The sequence below is a fragment of the Pseudomonas sp. NY8896 genome (assembly GCF_039634505.1).
In genome coordinates this window covers 2,303,241-2,324,277 of record NZ_CP132350.1, presented here as the reverse complement: position 1 = coordinate 2,324,277, position 21,037 = coordinate 2,303,241, and the positions used below count along the sequence as shown (strand labels likewise).

At 61.2% G+C, this 21,037-nt stretch carries 20 protein-coding genes and 6 tRNA genes; 12 read left to right on the top strand and 14 right to left on the bottom strand.

Annotated features, from left to right (window positions below; all coding sequences use genetic code 11):
- Positions 1 to 3: 3 nt before the first annotated feature.
- Both Q9451_RS10410 and bkdR read right to left on the bottom strand, forming a co-directional pair.
- Positions 4 to 1,245 carry a glutamine synthetase family protein gene (locus tag Q9451_RS10410; RefSeq protein ID WP_171577281.1) on the bottom strand — a complete coding sequence of 414 codons (1,242 nt, stop codon included), beginning with the start codon at positions 1,243 to 1,245 and terminating at the stop codon, positions 4 to 6.
- A 171-nt stretch (positions 1,246 to 1,416) separates the two neighbouring features.
- Positions 1,417 to 1,902 (bottom strand): Bkd operon transcriptional regulator BkdR, encoded by a 486-nt coding sequence (gene bkdR / locus Q9451_RS10405; RefSeq protein ID WP_012273540.1) that lies wholly within the window; start codon positions 1,900 to 1,902, stop codon positions 1,417 to 1,419.
- Positions 1,903 to 2,100: 198 nt separating this feature from the next.
- On the opposite strand from bkdR, the gene Q9451_RS10400 reads away from it, so the two are divergent.
- From Q9451_RS10400 to lpdA, 4 genes are read left to right on the top strand one after another with little or no spacing between them, the layout of a single operon-like run.
- The gene (locus Q9451_RS10400; protein WP_012273541.1) at positions 2,101 to 3,333 is read left to right on the top strand and encodes a 3-methyl-2-oxobutanoate dehydrogenase (2-methylpropanoyl-transferring) subunit alpha; all 1,233 of its coding nucleotides are present in this window, start codon (positions 2,101 to 2,103) and stop codon (positions 3,331 to 3,333) included.
- Position 3,334: 1 nt separating this feature from the next.
- On the top strand, positions 3,335 to 4,393 hold the full coding sequence (locus tag Q9451_RS10395) for an alpha-ketoacid dehydrogenase subunit beta (protein WP_345960913.1): 1,059 nt from the start codon (positions 3,335 to 3,337) through the stop codon (positions 4,391 to 4,393).
- A complete protein-coding gene (locus tag Q9451_RS10390; RefSeq protein ID WP_012273543.1) occupies positions 4,394 to 5,665 on the top strand; it encodes a dihydrolipoamide acetyltransferase family protein in 1,272 nt (423 codons plus the stop codon).
- A 2-nt stretch (positions 5,666 to 5,667) separates the two neighbouring features.
- Positions 5,668 to 7,047, top strand: a complete 1,380-nt coding sequence (gene lpdA / locus Q9451_RS10385) for a dihydrolipoyl dehydrogenase (RefSeq protein WP_012273544.1) — start codon at positions 5,668 to 5,670, stop codon at positions 7,045 to 7,047.
- Between the two features lie 78 nt (positions 7,048 to 7,125).
- Here the strand turns inward: lpdA and Q9451_RS10380 are convergent, their stop codons facing one another.
- A complete protein-coding gene (locus tag Q9451_RS10380) occupies positions 7,126 to 8,124 on the bottom strand; it encodes a diguanylate cyclase (protein WP_012273545.1) in 999 nt (332 codons plus the stop codon).
- A gap of 216 nt (positions 8,125 to 8,340) precedes the next feature.
- Here Q9451_RS10380 and Q9451_RS10375 point away from each other — a divergent pair, with 216 nt between their 5' ends.
- The 7 genes from Q9451_RS10375 (at position 8,341) to Q9451_RS10345 (ending at position 15,075) form a co-directional block, all read left to right on the top strand.
- Complete coding sequence (locus Q9451_RS10375; RefSeq protein WP_012273546.1) at positions 8,341 to 8,856, top strand: hypothetical protein; 516 nt, start codon at positions 8,341 to 8,343, stop codon at positions 8,854 to 8,856.
- 123 nt (positions 8,857 to 8,979) lie between these two features.
- Positions 8,980 to 9,600 (top strand): GntR family transcriptional regulator, encoded by a 621-nt coding sequence (locus Q9451_RS10370; protein ID WP_012273547.1) that lies wholly within the window; start codon positions 8,980 to 8,982, stop codon positions 9,598 to 9,600.
- A 164-nt stretch (positions 9,601 to 9,764) separates the two neighbouring features.
- Positions 9,765 to 11,138 carry a fosfomycin efflux MFS transporter AbaF gene (gene abaF, locus Q9451_RS10365; RefSeq protein WP_012273548.1) on the top strand — a complete coding sequence of 458 codons (1,374 nt, stop codon included), beginning with the start codon at positions 9,765 to 9,767 and terminating at the stop codon, positions 11,136 to 11,138.
- Positions 11,139 to 11,174: 36 nt separating this feature from the next.
- Positions 11,175 to 12,119 carry a dihydrodipicolinate synthase family protein gene (locus tag Q9451_RS10360; protein ID WP_012273549.1) on the top strand — a complete coding sequence of 315 codons (945 nt, stop codon included), beginning with the start codon at positions 11,175 to 11,177 and terminating at the stop codon, positions 12,117 to 12,119.
- Between the two features lie 349 nt (positions 12,120 to 12,468).
- A complete protein-coding gene (locus Q9451_RS10355; protein WP_012273550.1) occupies positions 12,469 to 13,203 on the top strand; it encodes an AzlC family ABC transporter permease in 735 nt (244 codons plus the stop codon).
- Positions 13,200 to 13,526 (top strand): AzlD domain-containing protein, encoded by a 327-nt coding sequence (locus Q9451_RS10350; protein ID WP_012273551.1) that lies wholly within the window; start codon positions 13,200 to 13,202, stop codon positions 13,524 to 13,526. Before Q9451_RS10355 ends, Q9451_RS10350 begins: the two co-directional genes overlap by 4 nt.
- Before the next feature lie 181 nt (positions 13,527 to 13,707).
- Positions 13,708 to 15,075: an amino acid permease gene (locus tag Q9451_RS10345; protein ID WP_012273552.1), complete on the top strand. Its 1,368-nt coding sequence runs from the start codon at positions 13,708 to 13,710 to the stop codon at positions 15,073 to 15,075.
- 95 nt (positions 15,076 to 15,170) lie between these two features.
- On the opposite strand, the gene Q9451_RS10340 is transcribed toward Q9451_RS10345, so the two are convergent.
- The 3 genes from Q9451_RS10340 to Q9451_RS10330 all read right to left on the bottom strand — a co-directional run bounded on the left by Q9451_RS10340 (position 15,171) and on the right by Q9451_RS10330 (position 16,228).
- Positions 15,171 to 15,247, bottom strand: a tRNA-Arg gene (locus Q9451_RS10340).
- Positions 15,248 to 15,357: 110 nt separating this feature from the next.
- The gene (gene phnN / locus Q9451_RS10335; RefSeq protein ID WP_012273553.1) at positions 15,358 to 15,951 is read right to left on the bottom strand and encodes a phosphonate metabolism protein/1,5-bisphosphokinase (PRPP-forming) PhnN; all 594 of its coding nucleotides are present in this window, start codon (positions 15,949 to 15,951) and stop codon (positions 15,358 to 15,360) included.
- 97 nt (positions 15,952 to 16,048) lie between these two features.
- On the bottom strand, positions 16,049 to 16,228 hold the full coding sequence (locus Q9451_RS10330) for a hypothetical protein (protein ID WP_148043785.1): 180 nt from the start codon (positions 16,226 to 16,228) through the stop codon (positions 16,049 to 16,051).
- Between the two features lie 69 nt (positions 16,229 to 16,297).
- On the opposite strand from Q9451_RS10330, the gene Q9451_RS10325 reads away from it, so the two are divergent.
- A complete protein-coding gene (locus Q9451_RS10325; protein WP_012273554.1) occupies positions 16,298 to 16,624 on the top strand; it encodes an Arc family DNA-binding protein in 327 nt (108 codons plus the stop codon).
- Between the two features lie 106 nt (positions 16,625 to 16,730).
- Here Q9451_RS10325 and mgtE read toward each other — a convergent pair whose 3' ends face one another.
- From mgtE to Q9451_RS10285, 8 genes are all read right to left on the bottom strand, one after another.
- Entirely contained in the window at positions 16,731 to 18,173 is a 1,443-nt protein-coding gene (gene mgtE / locus Q9451_RS10320) for a magnesium transporter (RefSeq protein WP_012273555.1), read from the bottom strand.
- 397 nt (positions 18,174 to 18,570) lie between these two features.
- Positions 18,571 to 18,647 (bottom strand) — tRNA-Arg (locus tag Q9451_RS10315).
- A gap of 73 nt (positions 18,648 to 18,720) precedes the next feature.
- Positions 18,721 to 18,797 (bottom strand) — tRNA-Arg (locus tag Q9451_RS10310).
- A gap of 73 nt (positions 18,798 to 18,870) precedes the next feature.
- Positions 18,871 to 18,947: transfer RNA gene (locus Q9451_RS10305), tRNA-Arg, on the bottom strand.
- A 71-nt stretch (positions 18,948 to 19,018) separates the two neighbouring features.
- A tRNA-Arg gene (locus tag Q9451_RS10300) sits at positions 19,019 to 19,095 on the bottom strand.
- Between the two features lie 106 nt (positions 19,096 to 19,201).
- Positions 19,202 to 19,292, bottom strand: a tRNA-Ser gene (locus tag Q9451_RS10295).
- Positions 19,293 to 19,364: 72 nt separating this feature from the next.
- Complete coding sequence (gene csrA, locus Q9451_RS10290) at positions 19,365 to 19,553, bottom strand: carbon storage regulator CsrA (protein WP_003254503.1); 189 nt, start codon at positions 19,551 to 19,553, stop codon at positions 19,365 to 19,367.
- A gap of 167 nt (positions 19,554 to 19,720) precedes the next feature.
- Complete coding sequence (locus tag Q9451_RS10285) at positions 19,721 to 20,956, bottom strand: aspartate kinase (protein WP_012273556.1); 1,236 nt, start codon at positions 20,954 to 20,956, stop codon at positions 19,721 to 19,723.
- Between the last annotated feature and the right edge of the window lie 81 nt (positions 20,957 to 21,037).

The following is a 21,037-nucleotide window of genomic DNA, read 5'->3' as shown; positions in this document are numbered from 1 at the left end:
CGATCAGGCCTGTGCCGCCAGCACCCGGCGCTCCCACGGGGTGATCTCATCGTAGAAATCGGTCAGTTCCAGGGTCTTGCTGGCGATGTAGCCTTCGATGAACTCGCTGCCGAACAGTTCCCGTGCCAGTGTGCTGCGCTTGAGCCTTTCAAGGGCTGCATGCAGGGTACACGGCAGGCTCAGGTGCTCGGGCACTTCGAACTCGCCCTGGATGGCGGGCGACGGCTGCAGGCGCTGCTCGATGCCGTGCAGCCCGGCGGCCAGGCTGGCGGCGATGGCCAGGTAGGGGTTGGCGTCGGCACCGGGTAAACGGTTTTCGACCCGTCGCGCGGCCGGCGCACTGGCCGGAATACGCAAACCGGCGGCACGGTTGTCCTCGGACCAGCAGGCATTGTTCGGCGAGGCATAGGGGTGGCACAGGCGCTGATAGGAATTGACGTTGGGAGCGAACAGCGCGGTGAAATCGGCCATGCACGCCTGCAAACCGCCGATGAAGTGGTAGAAGGTATCGGTCGGCAGGCCCTGCTCGTCGCTGAACACATTACGCCCGCTGCTGGCCTCGACCAGGCTCTGGTGGATATGCATGGAACTGCCAGGCGTACGCGCCAACGGCTTGGCCATGCACACCACGGTCAGCCCATGCTTGAGCGCCACTTCCTTGAGCAGGTGCTTGAACAGGAACGTCTGGTCGGCCAGCAGCAGCGGGTCGCCATGCAGCAAGTTGATCTCGAACTGGCTGACGCCCATTTCGTGCATGAAGGTGTCGCGCGGCAGGCCGAGCGCGGCCATGCACTGGTACACCTCTTTGAAGAACGGGCGCAGGCCGTTGTTGGAGCTGACACTGAACGCTGAATGGCCCAGCTCGCGGCGGCCGTCGGTGCCCAGCGGTGGCTGGAACGGCTGCTGCGGGTCACTGTTGGGGGCAAACACGAAGAACTCAAGCTCGGTCGCCACTACCGGTGCCAGACCCAACGCTGCGTAGCGGGCGATCACGGCCTTAAGCTGGCCCCGGGTGGACAGTGCCGAGGGCCGGCCATCCAGTTCATTGGCATCGCAGATGGCCAGGGCGCGACCGTCATCGCTCCAGGGCAAGCGATGAACCTGGCTGGGTTCGGCTACCAACGCCAGGTCGCCGTCGTCACTGCCGTAGAATTTCGCCGGCGGGTAGCCGCCCATGATGCATTGCAGCAGCACCCCACGGGCCATCTGCAGGCGGCGGCCTTCAAGAAAGCCTTCGGCGGTCATCACCTTGCCGCGTGGGACGCCGTTGAGGTCGGGGGTGACGCATTCGATTTCATCGATGCCCTGGAGCTGAGCGATGCTCATGACGCTTGTCCTTGTTGTTGTAGGCTGACAACAACATAGGCTGGGGGTGTTTAAAATATCAAGCAGCCTCTCGAACGCCTGGGGCCTCTTCTATTCGCGCAAGGTCATGCCATTGGCCGGCAACGGCAAGGCCGTCTTGTAGCGCACCTGTTTCAAGGCAAAACTCGAGCGGATATTTGCCACCCCCGGCAACCGGGTCAGGTAGTCGAGAAAGCGCTCCAGCGCCTGGATACTCGGCAACAGCACCCGTAGCAGGTAATCCGGGTCCCCGGTCATCAGGTAGCACTCCATCACCTCGGGCCGTTCGGCAATTTCTTCCTCGAAGCGGTGCAACGACTGCTCTACCTGTTTTTCCAGGCTGACATGGATGAACACATTCACATCCAGCCCCAACGCCTCGGGCGACAACAAGGTCACCTGCTGGCGGATCACCCCCAGTTCTTCCATGGCCCGCACCCGGTTGAAACAGGGCGTGGGCGACAGGTTGACCGAGCGTGCCAGCTCGGCGTTGGTGATGCGGGCGTTTTCCTGCAGGCTGTTGAGAATGCCGATATCGGTACGATCGAGTTTGCGCATGAGACAAAATCACCGGTTTTTTGTGTTTATGCGGAATGTTTATCTGCCCCGCTCGGCAAAGGCAACCAACTTGAGAGAAAAATTCTCCCGCCGGGCCACTAACATGTAGATGACGCTGACCTACCAGTCACAAGCCGGTATTCAGCGGCGGCCGCTTCAGAGCTCACAAAAACAAATACCCGAGCGAGCGTAAAAAGCATGAACGAGTACGCCCCCCTGCGTTTGCATGTGCCCGAGCCCACCGGCCGGCCAGGCTGCCAGACCGATTTTTCCTACCTGCGCCTCAACGATGCAGGTCAAGCCCGTAAACCCCCTGTCGATGTCGACGCTGCCGACACTGCCGACCTGTCCTACAGCCTGGTCCGCGTGCTTGACGAGCACGGCGACGCGCAAGGCCCGTGGGCCGAAGACATCGACCCGCAAATTCTCCGCCAAGGCATGCGCGCCATGCTCAAGACGCGGATCTTCGACAGCCGCATGGTGGTTGCCCAACGGCAGAAGAAGATGTCCTTCTACATGCAGAGCCTGGGCGAAGAAGCCATCGGCAGCGGCCAGGCGTTGGCGCTGAACCGCACCGACATGTGCTTCCCGACCTACCGCCAGCAAAGCATCCTTATGGCCCGTGACGTGTCGCTGGTCGAGATGATCTGCCAACTGCTGTCCAACGAGCGCGACCCGCTCAAGGGCCGACAGCTGCCGATCATGTACTCGGTACGCGAAGCCGGCTTCTTCACCATCAGCGGCAACCTGGCCACTCAGTTCGTGCAGGCGGTCGGCTGGGCCATGGCGTCGGCGATCAAAGGCGATACCAAGATCGCTTCGGCCTGGATCGGCGACGGCGCCACCGCCGAATCGGACTTCCACACTGCCCTCACCTTTGCCCACGTGTACCGCGCCCCGGTGATTCTCAACGTGGTCAACAACCAGTGGGCCATTTCTACCTTCCAGGCCATCGCCGGTGGCGAGTCGACTACCTTTGCCGGCCGTGGCGTGGGTTGTGGTATCGCTTCGCTGCGGGTTGACGGCAACGACTTCGTCGCCGTGTACGCCGCCTCGCGCTGGGCTGCCGAGCGCGCTCGTCGCGGCCTGGGCCCAAGCCTGATCGAGTGGGTCACCTACCGCGCCGGCCCGCACTCGACCTCGGACGATCCGTCCAAGTACCGCCCTGCCGATGACTGGAGCCACTTCCCGCTGGGCGACCCGATCGCCCGCCTGAAGCAGCACCTGATCAAGATCGGCCACTGGTCCGAGGAAGAACACCAGGCCACCACGGCCGAGTTCGAAGCGGCGGTGATTGCCGCGCAGAAAGAAGCCGAGCAGTACGGCACCCTGGCCAACGGTCACATCCCGAGCGCCGCCTCGATGTTCGAGGACGTGTACAAGGAGATGCCCGACCACCTGCGCCGTCAACGCCAGGAACTGGGGGTTTGAGATGAACGACCACAACAACAGCATCAACCCGGAAACCGCCATGGCCACCACTACCATGACCATGATCCAGGCCCTGCGCTCGGCCATGGATGTCATGCTCGAGCGCGACGACAATGTGGTCGTGTACGGCCAGGACGTCGGTTACTTCGGCGGCGTGTTCCGCTGCACCGAAGGCCTGCAGACCAAGTACGGCAAGTCGCGCGTGTTCGACGCGCCAATCTCCGAGAGCGGCATCGTCGGCACCGCCGTTGGCATGGGTGCCTACGGTCTGCGCCCGGTCGTGGAGATCCAGTTCGCCGACTACTTCTACCCCGCCTCCGACCAGATCGTCTCCGAGATGGCGCGCCTGCGCTACCGTTCGGCCGGCGAGTTCATCGTCCCGCTGACCTTGCGCATGCCTTGCGGCGGTGGCATCTATGGTGGCCAGACCCACAGCCAGAGCCCGGAAGCGATGTTCACCCAGGTGTGCGGCCTGCGCACCGTCATGCCGTCCAACCCGTATGACGCCAAAGGCCTGCTGATTGCCTCGATCGAATGCGACGACCCGGTGATTTTCCTGGAGCCCAAGCGCCTGTACAACGGCCCGTTCGACGGCCACCACGACCGCCCGGTAACACCCTGGTCGAAGCACCCGCACAGCGCCGTACCCGACGGCTACTACACCGTGCCGCTGGACAAGGCCGCCATTACCCGCCCTGGCAATGACGTGACCGTGCTCACCTATGGCACCACGGTATACGTGGCCCAGGTGGCCGCCGAAGAAAGCGGCGTCGATGCCGAAGTGATCGACCTGCGCAGCCTGTGGCCGCTGGACCTGGACACCATCGTCGAGTCGGTGAAAAAGACCGGCCGCTGCGTGGTGGTGCACGAAGCGACCCGCACCTGCGGCTTCGGTGCCGAACTGGTGTCGCTGGTGCAGGAGCACTGCTTCCACCACCTGGAGGCGCCGATCGAACGCGTCACCGGTTGGGACACCCCCTACCCTCACGCACAGGAATGGGCTTACTTCCCAGGGCCTTCGCGGGTAGGTGCGGCATTGAAAAAGGTCATGGAGGTCTGAATGGGCACGCACGTCATCAAGATGCCGGACATTGGCGAAGGCATCGCGCAGGTCGAGTTGGTGGAATGGTTCGTCAAGGTCGGTGACATCATCGCCGAGGACCAGGTGGTGGCCGACGTCATGACCGACAAGGCCACCGTGGAAATTCCTTCGCCGGTCAGTGGCAAGGTGCTGGCCCTGGGTGGCCAGCCCGGTGAAGTGATGGCGGTCGGTAGCGAACTGATCCGCATCGAAGTGGAAGGCAGCGGCAACCATGTGGATACGCCACAGGCCAAGCCGGTAGACACGCCATCGGCCCCAGTGGCCGCCAAACCAGAACCGCAGAAAGAGATGAAACCCGCCGCGTACCAGGCGCCCGCCCAGCACGAAGCCGCACCCATCGTGCCGCGCCAGCCAGGCGATAAACCGCTGGCCTCGCCGGCCGTGCGCAAACGCGCCTTGGATGCCGGTATCGAACTGCGTTACGTGCATGGCAGCGGCCCGGCCGGGCGCATCCTGCACGAAGACCTCGACGCCTTCATGAGCAAGCCACAGCGTGCTGCCGGGCAAGCGCCGAGTGGCTATGCCAAGCGCAGCGACAGCGAGCAGGTGCCGGTGATCGGCCTGCGCCGCAAGATCGCCCAGCGCATGCAGGACGCCAAGCGCCGGGTCGCGCATTTCAGCTATGTGGAAGAAATCGACGTCACCGCCCTGGAAGCCCTGCGCCAGCAACTCAACAGCAAGCATGGCGATAGCCGAGGCAAGCTGACCCTGCTGCCGCTCCTGGTACGCGCCCTGGTCGTGGCACTGCGTGACTTCCCGCAGATCAACGCCACCTACGACGACGAAGCACAGATCATCACCCGCCATGGCGCGGTGCATGTGGGCATCGCCACCCAAGGTGACAACGGCCTGATGGTGCCGGTGCTGCGCCATGCCGAAGCGGGCAGCCTGTGGGCCAATGCTGGCGAGATTTCGCGCCTGGCCAACGCTGCGCGCAACAACAAGGCCAGCCGTGATGAGCTGTCCGGCTCGACCATCACCCTGACCAGCCTCGGCGCCTTGGGCGGTATCGTCAGCACCCCCGTGGTCAACACCCCGGAAGTGGCCATCGTCGGCGTCAACCGCATGGTCGAGCGACCAGTGGTGATCGACGGCCAGATCGTCGTGCGCAAGATGATGAACCTGTCCAGCTCGTTCGATCACCGCGTGGTCGATGGCATGGACGCCGCACTGTTCATCCAGGCCGTGCGTGGCCTGCTCGAACAACCCGCCTGCCTGTTCGTGGAGTGAACATGAACCCGACCCTTCAAACGACCCTGTTGATCATCGGCGGCGGCCCTGGCGGTTATGTAGCGGCTATCCGCGCCGGACAACTGGGCATTCCCACCGTGCTGGTGGAGGGCCAGGCACTGGGCGGCACCTGCCTGAACATTGGCTGCATCCCCTCCAAGGCGCTGATCCACGTGGCCGAGCAGTTCCACCAGGCATCGCGCTTCACCGAGCCATCGCCACTGGGCATCAGCGTGGCTTCACCACGCCTGGACATCGGCCAGAGCGTGGCCTGGAAGGACGGCATCGTCGACCGCCTGACCAGCGGTGTTGCCGCCCTGTTGAAAAAGCACGGGGTGAAAGTGGTGCACGGCTGGGCCAAGGTGCTCGACGGCAAGCAGGTCGAGGTCGATGGCCAGCGCATCCAGTGCGAACACCTGTTGCTGGCCACTGGCTCCAGCAGTGTCGAACTGCCGATGCTGCCGCTGGGTGGCCCGGTGATTTCCTCGACCGAAGCCTTGGCACCGAAAGCCCTGCCGCAACACCTGGTGGTGGTGGGCGGTGGCTATATCGGCCTGGAGCTAGGCATCGCCTACCGCAAGCTGGGCGCGCAGGTAAGCGTGGTGGAAGCGCGTGAGCGCATCCTGCCAACCTACGACAGCGAACTCACCGCCCCGGTGGCCGAGTCGCTGAAGAAGCTGGGCATCGCCCTGCACCTGGGCCACAGCGTCGAAGGCTACGAAAATGGTTGCCTGCTGGCCAACGACGGCAAGGGCGGGCAACTGCGCCTGGAAGCCGACCAGGTGCTGGTGGCCGTGGGCCGTCGGCCCCGTACCCAAGGTTTCAACCTGGAATGCCTGGCGCTGAAAATGAACGGTGCCGCCATCGCCATCGACGAGCGCTGCCAAACCAGCATGCACAACGTCTGGGCGATCGGCGACGTGGCTGGCGAGCCGATGCTTGCGCACCGGGCCATGGCCCAGGGCGAAATGGTCGCCGAAATCATCGCCGGCAAGGCCCGCCGCTTCGAACCGGCTGCGATTGCCGCCGTGTGCTTCACCGACCCGGAAGTGGTGGTGGTCGGTAAAACCCCGGAGCAGGCCAGCCAGCAAGGCCTGGACTGCATCGTCGCGCAGTTCCCGTTCGCCGCCAACGGCCGGGCCATGAGCCTGGAAGCGAAAAGCGGTTTCGTGCGCGTGGTGGCGCGGCGTGACAACCACTTGATCCTGGGCTGGCAGGCGGTTGGCGTGGCGGTTTCCGAATTGTCCACAGCGTTTGCCCAATCACTGGAAATGGGCGCCTGCCTGGAAGATGTAGCGGGCACCATCCATGCCCACCCGACGCTGGGTGAAGCGGTACAGGAAGCCGCCCTGCGCGCCCTGGGCCACGCACTGCATATCTGACACTGAAGCGGCCGAGGCCGAATTGGCCCGCTGCGCCGTGAGGCGCAGCGGGTCCTTTTTATGCCTGAAGCGGCCCAATCACTCGGCAATCGCGTTCTTGCCAGCATCTTTGGCCCGGTAAAGCGCCTTGTCTGCCCGCGCCAGCAGCGCGTGCTGGTCTTCCCCTTCCCGCCATTGCACCACGCCATAGCTCATGGTCAGCCGACAATCGCCCACCGGTTCCAGCTGCTCCATCGCCTGGCGCAAGCGCGCCGCCACCTCCAGCGCCTCCCCGAGCATGGTCTGCGGCAGCACGATGACGAACTCGTCGCCGCCCCAACGCGCCAGCAGGTCCAATTCGCGCAAGCAGGTGTGCAGGTTTTCGGCCACCCGGACCAGCGCCGCATCGCCACGGGCGTGACCGTAGCGGTCGTTGATGGGCTTGAAATCATCCATGTCCATGGCGATCAGCGATAACGGCTGGCGGAAGCGCTGAGCGCGTTCGCACTCCAACTGCAACGCTTTCTCCAGCCGATAGCGGTTGGCGACACGGGTCAACGCATCACGTTCGGCCAGTTCACGGTTTTCGTCCAGTTGCCGCTGCAACTGATGGTTCACCCAGGACAGCTCACGGGTGCGTTCGGCCACCTGGTATTCCAGCGACTGGTTCTTCTGCTCCAGCTCTGCCACCAGGCGCTTGCCGGCGTCGATGTTGCGGTGTGCACCAAGCATGCGTGCCACCGAGCCGTCTTCGTTATGCGCGATGATATAGCCGCTGTCTTCGATCCAGATGTAGCTGCCATCCTGGCAACGGCAACGGTATTCGATGAGGTAGCGCTCGTTGCGCTGATTGATGTAGGCCTCGAAATGCGCCATTACCCGTGTGTAGTCTTCGGGATGGATCACGCTTTCCCAGGTAAAAACCGAGTTGGCCATGGAGTGGCTGGCATAACCGAGCATGGTGTACCAGCCTGGATTGCGATAAACGTAACCGGTGTTGGCATTCCAGTCCCAGATGCCATCGCTGATCAACTCGAACAAAGTGTGCAACTGCTGTTCACTGAAGCCGGCTGGTGCCGGCCTGGTTTCCTGATTCATGGACGCTCTCCCTGATGCCCAGCAACTGCGCTCCGTTCAAGGGGCTGCCGACGGTGGTGGTAATTGCCGCAGGCGGCAAGATCATGCCTGTGACGGGCAAGCATATGCCCACCGTGCCGCGACCGGAATAGCACCAACGCGCTATTTGCATGACGGGGATAGGTGGCATGGCAATTGCCCTTCCCTGCTGCCTATGACATTTCCAAGGAGGAATTCATGACTATCGTAATCAACGGCCTCGGCTGGCAGGCCGCGCTCCATCAGCAACAGCGCACCGGCATGGACCAGGCCGCGGCCGACGTGCCGCAGTTCCGTCTACCAGTGGTCGCCAACAGCGCCACCGCGCAGCAGAGCCGCCAGGGCAATACCTCGCAGCAGGATGCCGAGGATGCCCGCGAGGAGGCCTTTGCCAAGCTCAAGGTGCAGTTGCAGAACCCTGGCAACGATCCTGGCCAGCCTGCTGAAATGGGTACGCAACAAACCAGCAGCGCCAGGCAGGACTTCCAGGATCTCATGTCCAAATCGCCTGCCGAGATGATCAAGGAAAAGCTGCTGCGCGAATTGGGCTTGACCGAGGACGAGTACAACGCCCTGCCACCTGAGAAGAAGGAACTGGTCGACCAGCAGATTGCCCAGCGCATGAAGGACGATATCGAGGCCAAGGCCCTGGCGAAGACCAATACTCAGTCAACCGGTGAGGACGAGAACGCACTGGCGGCCCGCCAGGTGTAAGCCCTACGGCGGTCGGTATGGCTGGCAGGGCGTTTCGTATAAGATATCCGCACTGCCTGATTGCTGGAATTTCCCGTGCCGCTGCCGTCTTTCAAAGCTACAGACCTGGGTGCAACACCCTCGATGTCGGAAATCATCGCCAAACACCTGCGCGAGGCGATCATCTCGGGCCAGCTGGCCGAAGGCGAACCCGTGCGCCAGGACGAAGTGGCGCAGGCGTTCAACGTCAGCAAGATCCCGGTGCGCGAGGCCCTGAAGCGCCTTGAGGCTGAAGGTCTGGTGGATTTCCACCGCAACCGTGGTGCATTGGTCACCCGCATCTCGGAACCTGAACTGGCGCAGATGTTCGAGGTACGGGTGTTGCTGGAGGTGAAGGCCATTCGCCTGGCGATCCCCAACATGACCGAACAGCATTTCGCTCGCGCCGAAGCCATTTGCGCGGAGTTCATCGGTGAAGATGACGTTGGCCGCTGGGCCGACCTCAACTGGGCGCTGCACGCTTGCCTGTACGAACCCGCAAGGCGGCCCTATCTGGTGGGCCTGATACGCTCGATCCATGACAAGGTGGAACGCTACCTGCGCATGCAGATGAGCCTGTCGGCGGGCAAGCTGCGCGCCGATCATGAGCACCGCGACATCGTTGCCGCCTGCCGGGCGCGCGATGTAGAGCTGGCGGCGCAACTGATCGAAGAACACATCAACGGGGTGTGCCAGAGCCTGTACGAGCACCTGCCCCACAACTGACTCAACAACCTGCTGCCGCTCGACGCCAAATCTCCCTTCTGGCTTTGTTTTTGCTTATCTAGATATCGTATACGAAATACCATATAAGGAATCAGCGGCATCGATTTGCCAGTGCCGCGCTGCCTACTCCTTCTTCCAATAATTACGTATCGGAGTGCAAAACCATGGCCACACCCTCTTCGGCGGCATCGGTGAATGTCGCAAAAACAGCAGACCAGGCCCCAGCGGGCATCAAGCGTGTGGTAGCTGCGGCCATGGCCGGCGCAGTCGCCGAGTGGTACGAATTTTTCCTTTACGGCACCGCCTCGGCACTGGTCTTCGGCCAGCTGTTCTTCCGCCAGACCGGCAGCGCCATGGATGGGATCATCGCCGCCTTTGCCCTCTATGCCGTAGGTTTCCTCGCCCGCCCCATCGGTGGCCTGGTGTTTGGCCATTACGGTGACAAGGTTGGCCGCAAGCATTTACTGCAAATCAGCCTGATCGTGGTCGGGATAACCACCTTCCTGATGGGCTGCCTGCCCACCTTCGAACGCATCGGCTATGCCGCACCCATCCTGTTGGTGGTGCTGCGGCTGATTCAGGGCTTTGCCTTTGGCGGCGAATGGGGCGGCGCGGTGCTGCTGGTGTCCGAACACAGCCCGGACAACCGCCGCGGCTTCTGGGCCAGTTGGCCACAAGCGGGGGTGCCGGCCGGCAACCTGATCGCCACCATCATCCTGCTGCTGTTGTCATCCAACCTGAGCGAAGCGCAGTTCCTTGACTGGGGTTGGCGGGTGGCCTTCTGGTTCTCGGCGGTGGTGGTGCTGATCGGCTACTGGATCCGCACCCGGGTCGACGATGCACCGATCTTCAAGGAAGCCCAGGCCAAGCAGCAGAAGCTGGAAAGCCAACAACTGGGCGTGGTGGAAGTGGTTACCAAGTACTGGCGCGAAGTGCTGATCGGCATTGGCGCGCGCTTTGCGGAAAACATCCTTTACTACACCGTCGTCACCTTCTCCATCACCTACCTGAAACTGGTGGTGCACAAGGACACCTCGCAAATCCTGCTACTGATGTTCGGCGCCCACCTGCTGCACTTCTTCATGATCCCGGCGATGGGTTACCTGTCGGACATCATTGGCCGCAAGCCGGTGTACCTGATCGGTGCCGTACTCACTGCGTTCTGGGGTTTCGTCGGCTTCCCGATGATGGACACCGGCAATGACTGGCTGATCATGGCGGCGATCACCCTTGGCCTGGCCATCGAGTCGATGACCTATGCGCCCTATTCCGCGCTGATGGCCGAACTGTTCCCCACCCACGTGCGCTACACCGCTCTTTCCCTGTGCTACCAGGTCGCGCCAATCCTGGCTGGCTCGCTGGCGCCACTGATCGCCGTGACCTTGCTGAAGGAATACAACAGCTCAACGCCCATCGCCTGGTACCTGGTGGCTGCGGCAGCCATCTCGATCGTGGCCGTGGCGGCAGCCAAGGAGACCCGCGGCAAGTCGCTGCGTGCTGTTGACGAAGAATCCGTGGCCCGCAACGCCAGCCGCTGAACAACCCATAAAAATACACACCTTGAGGTAACGACCATGAGCAATATCTTCACCGGCACCATGCCCGCCCTGATGACCCCGTGCACCGCCGAGCGCAAGCCGGACTTCGACGCCCTGGTGCGCAAAGGCCGCGAACTCATCGAAGCCGGCATGAGCGCCGTGGTGTACTGCGGTTCGATGGGTGACTGGCCACTGTTGACCGAGGCCGAGCGCCAGGAAGGCGTGGCGCGCCTGGTGGCCGCCGGCATCCCAACCATTGTCGGCACCGGCGCGGTGAACACCCGTGAAGCGGTGTCTCATGCCGCCCACGCAGCCAGCGTCGGCGCCGCCGGCCTGATGGTCATCCCCCGCGTGCTCAGCCGCGGCGCTTCGTTGATCGCCCAGAAGCACCACTTCTCGGCCATTCTCGCCGCCGCACCAAAGCTGCCAGCGGTGATCTACAACAGCCCGTACTACGGCTTCGCCACCCGCGCCGACCTGTTCTTCGAGCTGCGCCGCGAGTTCCCCAACCTGATCGGTTTCAAGGAATTCGGCGGTGGCGCCGACCTGCGCTATGCCGCCGAACACATCACCTCCAAGGACGACGATGTGACCTTGATGGTCGGCGTGGATACCCAAGTGGTGCACGGCTTCGTCAACTGCAACGCCACCGGCGCCATCACCGGCATCGGCAACGCCCTGCCGCGTGAAGTGCTGCAGCTGGTGAGCCTGAGCAAGCAGGCGGCCAAGGGCGACGCCCGTGCCCGCCGCCTGGCGCGCGAGCTGGAGGCGGCACTGGCCGTGCTGTCGTCGTTCGATGAAGGTTGCGACCTGGTGCTGTACTACAAGCACCTGATGGTGCTGAACGGCGACACCGAGTACAGCCTGCACTTCAACCAGACCGACGTGCTGACCGACGCCCAGCGCAACTATGCCGAGCAGCAATACGCGCTGTTCCGTAGCTGGTACGCCAGCTGGTCGGCCGAGCAGAACCTGGCCTGAGGCAGCCACGGTTCTCTGAGGGAGCGGGCGATGAACTTGTGCCCGGGCATCAGCGCACCGCTCCACACCGCCCAATCACTCCAGCCCACATCGGCAATGCAGCGGTGGCACGGGGAATTACCTTGAGTTCAAACGCGGCACGGGCAAAGCCGCCCAGGCGCGCAGACGCTTCAAAGGCTCGCAAGGCATTGAGTGACAGGGCATGACGGGTGGGGCTATCGAGGTACACGGCTTCAGGCCTATTTTTTCGGGCCTATCATTCCAAGAATTTGACGTTGTGACCAACTGTCACACGCATTAACGTGGAGCTGCCTGACTGGCACCGTCCGAATACCTTCAAGGAAATCAAATGCCGTACAACAGCGGGACCCAAGCGTTCAGGCAGGGTGCCCACAACGCCCTGCCCTTGACCTCTGGCATCGTGCCCTTTGGCCTGATCACCGGGGTCACCGCCATCGGCATGGGCCTGTCACCGTCCGATGCCATCGGCATGACCCTGCTGTTCTATTCCGGGTCGGCGCAGATGGTGGTAATGCAGTTGATGCAGAACGCCGCCCTCCCGGTGACCATGGTGGTTACCGCGCTGGTCATCAACCTGCGCTTCCTGATGTACAGCGCCAGCCTGGCCCCGCACCTGGGGCAGCTGCCGCGCCGGCAAAAATGGCCGATGGCCTACATGCTGTCCGACCAGTCGTTCGCCCTGTGCACGCTGAAGATCGGCGCGGGTGGGCTGGGGCAGCATGCCTACCCCTACTACGCCGGCACGGCTATCACCATGTTCTTCGGCTGGAACCTCTCGGTGCTGGCTGGTATGTACCTGGGCGCGGGCATTCCGGAAGACTGGTCGCTGGGTTTCGCCATCCCCCTGTCGTTCCTGGCCCTGTTGATACCCGGCATACGCAATGCAGCCACGCTTGGCGCGGCGCTGACCGGTGGTGTGCTCGCCGTGCTGGCAGCCGACCTGCCGTACAACCTCGGCCTGCTGACGGGTGCGTTGGGCGGCATCACCGCCGGGCTGGTTATCGAGAGCTGGAAAACACCGCAAGCAATGCCTGAAGCCAACAGCGAACAGGAAGCATCATGAGCGAAATGACTCAATGGATAACCTTCGCCCTGATCGGCCTGGGCACGTTCGCCATCCGCCTGTCGTTCATCGAACTGCACACGGTGCTGCGCATTCCACCGCTGTTTCGCCGGGCACTGGCGTATGTGCCGGCCAGCGTACTGGCAGCACTGGTACTACCGGCGGTGGTGTTCCCGGACCGTCATGCCGGGTTCGACTGGATGAACCCGCAGATACCGGCGGCGGTACTGGCGGCACTGGTGGCGTGGCGCACGCGTAGTACGTTGCTGACACTGGTAGTGGGCATGGGCGTGTTATGGGCGCTCAAGCACTGGGGGCTATAGCCACAAACAGCCCTCAGGAAAAATCGGCAGGATGTTCTGCACAGAATTCGTTTGAGGTCCTTGGCCTTATTGTCCATGGTGGCAGGCTGGTAGCTACTTGCCACGCGTGGACGCAGGCGCATGACGATGCCTGCGTTGGGGGACGTTATCGGATCCCCCCATAATAAGAGAGGACAAGGAAATGCAATCCAACAGTTTGAAGCAAAGCCTCAAGCAGCGGCATATCACCATGATCGCGCTGGGTGGGGTGATCGGTGCAGGGCTGTTCATGGGCTCAGGCTCACTGATCGCATCGGCGGGGCCTGCGGCCATTTTGTCGTATTTCATTGGCGGCCTGGTGGTTACCCTGGTCATGTTCATGCTTGGCGAAATGGCCTGCCGCAACCCGGATGCCGGGTCGTTCTCGACCTACGCCAACACCTACCTCGGCGACTGGGCCGGCTTTGCGGTTGGCTGGCTGTACTGGTTCAAGTCGATGATGACCATCACCCTCGAGGCGGTGCTGCTGGGCGCGATCTTGCATGACTTCCTGCCCTGGCTGCCGATTTGGGCGGGTGCCTTCCTGATGCTGGTGACCCTGATGGCCAGCAACGCCTACTCGGTGCGTTCGTTTGCCGAAGTGGAGTATTGGCTGGCGGCGATGAAAGTGGCGACCATCCTCATCTTCATGCTGCTGGGCCTCTCGATCCTGCTTGGCCTGCACAGCGACATTCCCTCGCCCGGCCTGGTCAACCTCACCGCCCATGACGGCTTCATGCCCAATGGCCTGTCTCCGGTGATGGCCGGCGTGATCGTGGTGATCTTCTCGCTGGGCGGCAGCGAAATTGCCGCTGTGGCTGCAGGTGAATCGGAGAACCCAAGGCAGAACGTGATTCGCGCGATCAAGAGCGTGATCCTGCGGGTGATGCTGTTCTACGTGGGTTCAGTGTCGATCCTGATCCTGTGCCTGCCGTGGACCGACAAGGCCAACCTGGCCTCGCCCTACGTTTCACTGTTCAGCCTGGCCGGTTTCGGTGGTGCTGCGGTAGCCATGAAACTGGTGCTGTTCGTCTCGTTCATGTCGGTGATGAACTCGTTCATGTTCTCCAACTCGCGCATGCTGTTCTCGCTGAGCCAACGCGGTCACGCGCCCAAACTGTTCTCGCGCACCAGCGCCAAGGGCGTGCCGATCAATGCACTGCTGCTGAGCCTGTCGATCTGCACCCTGATCCTGACCGTGCACTTTGTCAGCGGCGGCGACCTGTTCATGACCCTGGCCAAGAGCACCGGCAGCCTGGTGATGGTCGTATGGATCTTCATCATCATCGCCCATGTTGCCATGCGCTGGAAAACCCGCCACGAAGCAATCGACCCGAACGCCTTCCGCGCCTGGCTGTTCCCGTATGCCAACATCGTTGCGCTGCTCGCCTTGCTGACGGTGATCGGCACTCAGGCGTTCGAACCGGCGTCGCGCTTCCAGTTCTGGTTCACGGTGCTGACGGTGCTGCTGGTCATGGCGGGGTACTTCGTGATGCGTCAGCGCCTGACCGGCAAGCTGGCGACCAACTGAGAGCAAGGGGATTGCCGCGCATTGACCGCGGGCAAATGGAATCACCATCGCGCGTTGCAATGGATGTGAGGCGGGTGTGTAGGAAAGGGTAGAAATGGCGTCCCAGGCAGGAATTGAACCTGCAACCTTCCCCTTAGGAGGGGGATGCTCTATCCAATTGAGCTACTGAGACGCAAACACCGGCAGCAAGCGCTGCACAGCGGGACGGCAGCATGTTAACCAGCATGCTGGCATTTGTCATGTCTGCGCCGGGCTTTTTCGCGTAATCCTTTTCTGGAAGCGCTATGCCCGAGGTAACACACCCTCGTCGCACAGCAACGCGAAAAGCCCCGCGACAGCCACCTCCAGTGCAGTGGAGTTGTCCAGCACATGCACCGACGGGTCTGTTGCCGTACGCAAGCGAACGCTGCGTGCCAGACGCTGTTCCACTTCATCTGCGGTTTCCCGGCCCCGGGCCAACAAGCGCTGGCGCAGTACCTCCGGCTTGACCTCGACCATCACGGCCAGCAAGTCCGGATAGCGCTGACGAGCCTCTGCCAGATAAGCCCGCGAGCCATTCACCAACACCGACCTGCCCGCCGCCAGCCACTGGTCCACCTGCCGAGGAATGCCGTAGTCCAGGCCATTGGCCCGCCAGTGCATGGCAAATGCACCCTGCGCCCGCAAGGCTTCAAACTGTTCGGGCGTGACACCTTGAGCGGCTTCGCCTTTGGCTTCGGCCGAGCGCGTAATGACGCGACGGGCAATTTCCACCCCGGCTGCTTCCAACCGCTCACGCGAAGCGTCGATCAGGGAATCTTTCCCCGCCCCCGACGGTCCTATCAGAAATATCAACCGGCCCGTCCCTGATCGGTGGTCGCTTGCGTCATGTTGCATAGCCACTATGCTCTATGAAAGGGAAACCGGCGCATTCTAGGGGTTTTCCAGGCCTTTTGCTGTGTTTTACCAGTTTTTGACGGCAAAAGACTGACGGTCAGGCAAGCCGGAGTATGTAAAACTTTTCAAACCAGTGCTCATTTCTGATAATTGGTACTGGCATAAAGCCTTTATCCGGCTCACTATTTGTCACAGAATTGACGCCAAGGAAACGGCGACCATGAGGCAAGATGAGCATCCATTTTTCACTGACGGTTGAACATTTTGTCGTCGCCACGGTCGTACTTCCATCCCGTGCGGCCAATTTGAGAACCGCTTCCCCTGAACCAAACTCCGGTCAATTTATATGCGCCCAATGAAACAGGCTATTTATTCCAGCCGCACCGCTGACAAGTTTGTCGTCCGCCTGCCAGACGGGATGCGTGAGCGCATTGCCGAGGTAGCGCGCAACCATCACCGCAGCATGAACTCCGAGATTATCGCGCGCCTGGAACAGAGCCTTATCCAGGAAGGCGCGCTGGGAGACGAGTTGAGCATGCGCCTGGACAGCCCTGAACTGTCCCTGCATGAGCGCGAGTTGCTGCAGCGCTTCCGCCAACTTTCCCACCGCCAGCAAAACGCCCTGGTCGCCCTCATCGCTCACGATGTGGAAATGGCCACCGACGCTTCCTGAGGTTTGCAGCGAACATGAAAAAGCCAGCGTAAGCTGGCTTTTTTGTGGGTGACTGACTGGCAGCAATATATCCCTGCGGGGGTTGCCCCCACAGGGGAAAAACGACCTACAGCAGGAACAGCGTAGCCAGGCCAAGGAAGATGAAGAATCCGCCGCTGTCGGTTACGGCAGTGATCATCACACTCGCCCCCATTGCCGGGTCGCGCCCCAAGCGGGCCAATGTCATCGGGATCAGCACCCCCATCAGCGCCGCCAGCAACAGGTTCAAGGTCATCGCGGCGGTCATCACCACCCCCAGTGACCAGCTGCCATACAGCCAGAACGCCACCGCACCGATCACACCACCCCACACCAGGCCGTTGATCAGCGACACCGCCAACTCCTTGCGCATCAGGCGGCTGGTGTTGCCTGGCGACACCTGGTCCAGCGCCATGGCGCGCACGATCATGGTGATGGTCTGGTTACCCGAGTTGCCACCAATGCCCGCAACGATCGGCATCAACGCAGCCAACGCCACCAGTTTTTCAATCGACCCTTCAAACAGCCCGATCACTCGCGAAGCCACAAAGGCGGTAATCAGATTGATCGCCAGCCATGCCCAACGGTTGCGAAACGAACGCCACACCGAAGCGAAAATATCTTCCTCTTCACGCAGACCCGCCATGTTGAGGACTTCGCTCTCGCTCTCCTCACGGATCAGGTCGACCATCTCATCAATGGTCAAACGACCAATCAGGCGCTCGCTCTTGTCTACTACGGGTGCCGATACCAGGTCATAACGCTCGAAAGCCTGCGCCGCATCATAGGCATCTTCCTCGGGCTGGAAGGAAACCGGGTCGGTCGCCATGACCTCCGCCACCTTCTTCTCGGGGTCGTTGACCAGCAGTCGCTTGATCGGCAGTACCCCCTTGAGGATGCCGTCGTAATCGACCACGAACAGTTTGTCGGTGTGGTTCGGCAGCTCTTTCAGGCGGCGCAGGTAGCGCAGCACCACTTCCAGGCTGACGTCTTCGCGGATGGTGACCATCTCGAAGTCCATCAACGCACCGACCTGCTCCTCGTCGTAGCTCAACGCCGAACGTACGCGTTCGCGCTGCTGGGCATCGAGGGTTTCCATCAGCTCGTGAACAACGTCACGCGGCAGCTCAGGGGCCAGGTCGGCCAGCTCGTCGGCGTCCATCTCCTTGGCAGCAGCCAGCAGCTCGTGATCGTCCATGTCGGCGATCAGGGATTGGCGAACCGAGTCGGAAACTTCAAGCAGGATGTCGCCATCGCGATCCGAGCGCACCAGCTGCCAGACCGTCAGGCGGTCTTCCAGGGGCAAGGCTTCGAGGATGTAGGCGATGTCAGCGGGGTGCAGGTCATCGAGCTTGCGTTGCAGCTCGACGAGGTTCTGGCGGTGGACCAGGTTTTCCACCAGGTCGTTGTGCGCGCCTTCCTGGCGATGGGTCAGGTCTTCGACCACGCGCTGACGCTGCAGCAGTTCGACCACCTGGGCCAGGCGATCCTGCAGGCTTTCTTGCGCTTTTTTTACTTCTACTTCAGTCATAGGCGAACTCCACTCCCAGCAGCGGAGCACGCCGGGAGAATCAATCGGTCAGATCTTTCTGTATGAATCTTGTTAGCGAGTAACTACTGGGTAAGTCCATGGTGGTTTTCCACAAGCCCCGGCGGGGCTGACGGGCGCAATCATACACTGCTAAAGCTGTCAGATCGCTTAAATTTTTGGCTAGAACAATCGTTTGCGCGATAAAGCTGGGACAACGCTCGAAGCTATGAGTGCGACGGTTGTCGTGGATGGGAAAGCACATTTGATTTAGGGTGCCGCGCGCGGCGCCAAGCTACACCACAATCATTACAGAAGAGCGTAGATCGACATGAGCAACAATTCAGCGCTGCAGAAAAACAAAAAGCCCGCTCGATTGAGCGGGCTTCTTGATGGGATATGGTGGACTCAGCAGGATTCGAACCTGCGACCGCTCGGTTCGTAGCCGAGTACTCTATCCAGCTGAGCTATGAGTCCACAATTGGTAGTTTTAAACCAGTTACCGCTGGTTGACTGAAGTGGCCTTGCAAGCAGAGCCATTTCAAGAAAGTGGTGGACTCAGCAGGATTCGAACCTGCGACCGCTCGGTTCGTAGCCGAGTACTCTATCCAGCTGAGCTATGAGTCCACATTTGGTAGTTTTAAACCAGTTACCACTGGTTGACTGAAGTAGCCTTGCAAGCAAAGCCATTTCAAGAAAGTGGTGGACTCAGCAGGATTCGAACCTGCGACCGCTCGGTTCGTAGCCGAGTACTCTATCCAGCTGAGCTATGAGTCCACAAATGGTAGTTTTAGACCAGCTACCGCTGGTTGATTGAAGTAGCCTTGCAAACAAAGCCACTTCAAAAGTGGTGGACTCAGCAGGATTCGAACCTGCGACCGCTCGGTTCGTAGCCGAGTACTCTATCCAGCTGAGCTATGAGTCCATGTCTTGCCGCGCATTATAGGTCGCTGAAACATTTTTGCAAGAACGTTTTCGTTTAAAATCAACTACTTAGCGTTCTTACCGTTTACAGCGCCCTACGCAAATAATGGCGGTGAAGGGGGGATTCGAACCCCCGATACCCTTATGAGGTATACTCCCTTAGCAGGGGAGCGCCTTCGGCCACTCGGCCACCTCACCGCAACACGAGGCGAATATTAAAGAACCTCTTTCACCTTTGCAACCCTTTTTTTGAAAAAAACTTCAAAAAAATTAAAGGCTTGGCTCTTCATCCTTCTCTTTCTTGATCCGCAGGTAGATTTCCTCGCGGTGAACAGCCACTTCTTTCGGGGCGCTGACGCCAATACGCACCTGGTTGCCTTTGACGCCAAGCACCGTCACGGTGATCTCGCCGTCTCCAATGATCAGGCTCTCGGCGCACCGACGAGTCAGAATCAACATAGCTTTCTCCTTACGCGAAACATTCAGGGGTAACAGTCTTGGGTTTCGAGGCAGGGTCGTGGACGACGACCTTAGCCCCGGTTACTCGCTGCACAGGCCAGGACAGGGCCTGTGCAACGAGCAGAAACGCGAAGGGCGCGGCAAGCCGCGCCCTTCCAGGCAGCGCCTTACTCGCCCTGTCGGGCAGGGGCGTCCAGCTCGAACGCGGTGTGCAGCGCGCGTACGGCCAGCTCCAGGTACTTCTCTTCGATCACTACCGAAACCTTGATTTCGGAGGTGGAGATCATCTGGATGTTGATACTTTCCTTGGCCAGCGCTTCGAACATGCGGCTGGCGACACCGGCGTGCGAACGCATGCCGACGCCAACGATCGAGACCTTGGCGATCTTGGTGTCGCCGATCACTTCACGGGCACCGATTTCGCGGGCAGTGTTTTCCAGCACGCTTTGCGCCTTCTCGTACTCGTTGCGGTGTACGGTGAAGGTGAAGTCGGTGGTGTTATCGTGGGCAACGTTCTGCACGATCATGTCGACTTCGATGTTCGAAGCACTGATCGGGCCGAGGATCTTGAAGGCCACGCCCGGGGTGTCCGGCACGCCGCGAATGGTCAGCTTGGCTTCATCACGGTTGAAGGCGATACCGGAAATGATCGGCTGTTCCATGGATTCCTCTTCATCAATGGTAATGAGGGTACCCGGACCCTCCTTGAAGCTGTGCAGCACGCGCAGCGGAACGTTGTATTTGCCGGCGAACTCCACCGAGCGGATCTGCAGCACCTTGGAACCGAGGCTGGCCATTTCCAGCATCTCTTCGAAGGTGATCTTCTCCAGGCGCTGAGCCTGCGGCACGACGCGCGGGTCGGTGGTGTAGACGCCATCGACATCGGTGTAGATCTGGCACTCATCAGCCTTCAGCGCCGCCGCCAGGGCCACGCCGGTGGTGTCGGAGCCGCCACGGCCCAGGGTGGTGATGCTGCCGTGCTCGTCGACGCCCTGGAAACCTGCAACCACGACCACGCGGCCTTCCTTGAGGTCGGCACGAATTTTCTGGTCGTCGATCTGCAGGATGCGCGCCTTGTTGTGCGAGCTATCGGTGAGAATGCGCACCTGGTTGCCGGTGTAGGACACCGCTGGCACACCACGCTTGATCAAGGCCATGGTCAGCAGGGCAATGGTGACCTGCTCACCGGTCGACACGATCACATCCAGCTCACGAGGAACCGGCTGATCGGTAATCTGCTTGGCCAGGTCGATCAGGCGATTGGTTTCACCGCTCATGGCCGACAGCACAATCACCAGGTCGTCGCCTGCCTCACGGTGTTTCTTGACCTTTTCGGCTACCTGCTCGATCCGCTCGATGGAACCGACAGAGGTGCCGCCAAATTTCTGTACGATCAACGCCATTTCAATGGTGCCTCAGCCCATACAGGGCCCCAAAAAACAATCCAACATGAAGAGGCCGGTGACTAGACCACCGGCCCCTTC

Bases quoted from the DNA above. Each gene is read 5' to 3' on its own strand.
- Q9451_RS10370 (WP_012273547.1), top strand. From the start codon at position 8,980: ATGTCGGAAATCATCGCCAAACACCTGCGCGAGGCGATCATCTCGGGC.
- abaF (WP_012273548.1), top strand. From the start codon at position 9,765: ATGGCCACACCCTCTTCGGCGGCATCGGTGAATGTCGCAAAAACAGCA.
- phnN (WP_012273553.1), bottom strand. From the start codon at position 15,951: ATGCAACATGACGCAAGCGACCACCGATCAGGGACGGGCCGGTTGATA.
- Q9451_RS10345 (WP_012273552.1), top strand. From the start codon at position 13,708: ATGCAATCCAACAGTTTGAAGCAAAGCCTCAAGCAGCGGCATATCACC.
- lpdA (WP_012273544.1), top strand. From the start codon at position 5,668: ATGAACCCGACCCTTCAAACGACCCTGTTGATCATCGGCGGCGGCCCT.
- Q9451_RS10285 (WP_012273556.1), bottom strand. From the start codon at position 20,956: ATGGCGTTGATCGTACAGAAATTTGGCGGCACCTCTGTCGGTTCCATC.
- Q9451_RS10395 (WP_345960913.1), top strand. From the start codon at position 3,335: ATGAACGACCACAACAACAGCATCAACCCGGAAACCGCCATGGCCACC.
- Q9451_RS10325 (WP_012273554.1), top strand. From the start codon at position 16,298: ATGCGCCCAATGAAACAGGCTATTTATTCCAGCCGCACCGCTGACAAG.
- Q9451_RS10360 (WP_012273549.1), top strand. From the start codon at position 11,175: ATGAGCAATATCTTCACCGGCACCATGCCCGCCCTGATGACCCCGTGC.
- Q9451_RS10355 (WP_012273550.1), top strand. From the start codon at position 12,469: ATGCCGTACAACAGCGGGACCCAAGCGTTCAGGCAGGGTGCCCACAAC.
- Q9451_RS10410 (WP_171577281.1), bottom strand. From the start codon at position 1,245: ATGACCGCCGAAGGCTTTCTTGAAGGCCGCCGCCTGCAGATGGCCCGT.
- Q9451_RS10400 (WP_012273541.1), top strand. From the start codon at position 2,101: ATGAACGAGTACGCCCCCCTGCGTTTGCATGTGCCCGAGCCCACCGGC.
- Q9451_RS10380 (WP_012273545.1), bottom strand. From the start codon at position 8,124: ATGAATCAGGAAACCAGGCCGGCACCAGCCGGCTTCAGTGAACAGCAG.
- csrA (WP_003254503.1), bottom strand. From the start codon at position 19,553: ATGTTGATTCTGACTCGTCGGTGCGCCGAGAGCCTGATCATTGGAGAC.
- Q9451_RS10350 (WP_012273551.1), top strand. From the start codon at position 13,200: ATGAGCGAAATGACTCAATGGATAACCTTCGCCCTGATCGGCCTGGGC.
- Q9451_RS10375 (WP_012273546.1), top strand. From the start codon at position 8,341: ATGACTATCGTAATCAACGGCCTCGGCTGGCAGGCCGCGCTCCATCAG.
- Q9451_RS10390 (WP_012273543.1), top strand. From the start codon at position 4,394: ATGGGCACGCACGTCATCAAGATGCCGGACATTGGCGAAGGCATCGCG.
- bkdR (WP_012273540.1), bottom strand. From the start codon at position 1,902: ATGCGCAAACTCGATCGTACCGATATCGGCATTCTCAACAGCCTGCAG.
- mgtE (WP_012273555.1), bottom strand. From the start codon at position 18,173: ATGACTGAAGTAGAAGTAAAAAAAGCGCAAGAAAGCCTGCAGGATCGC.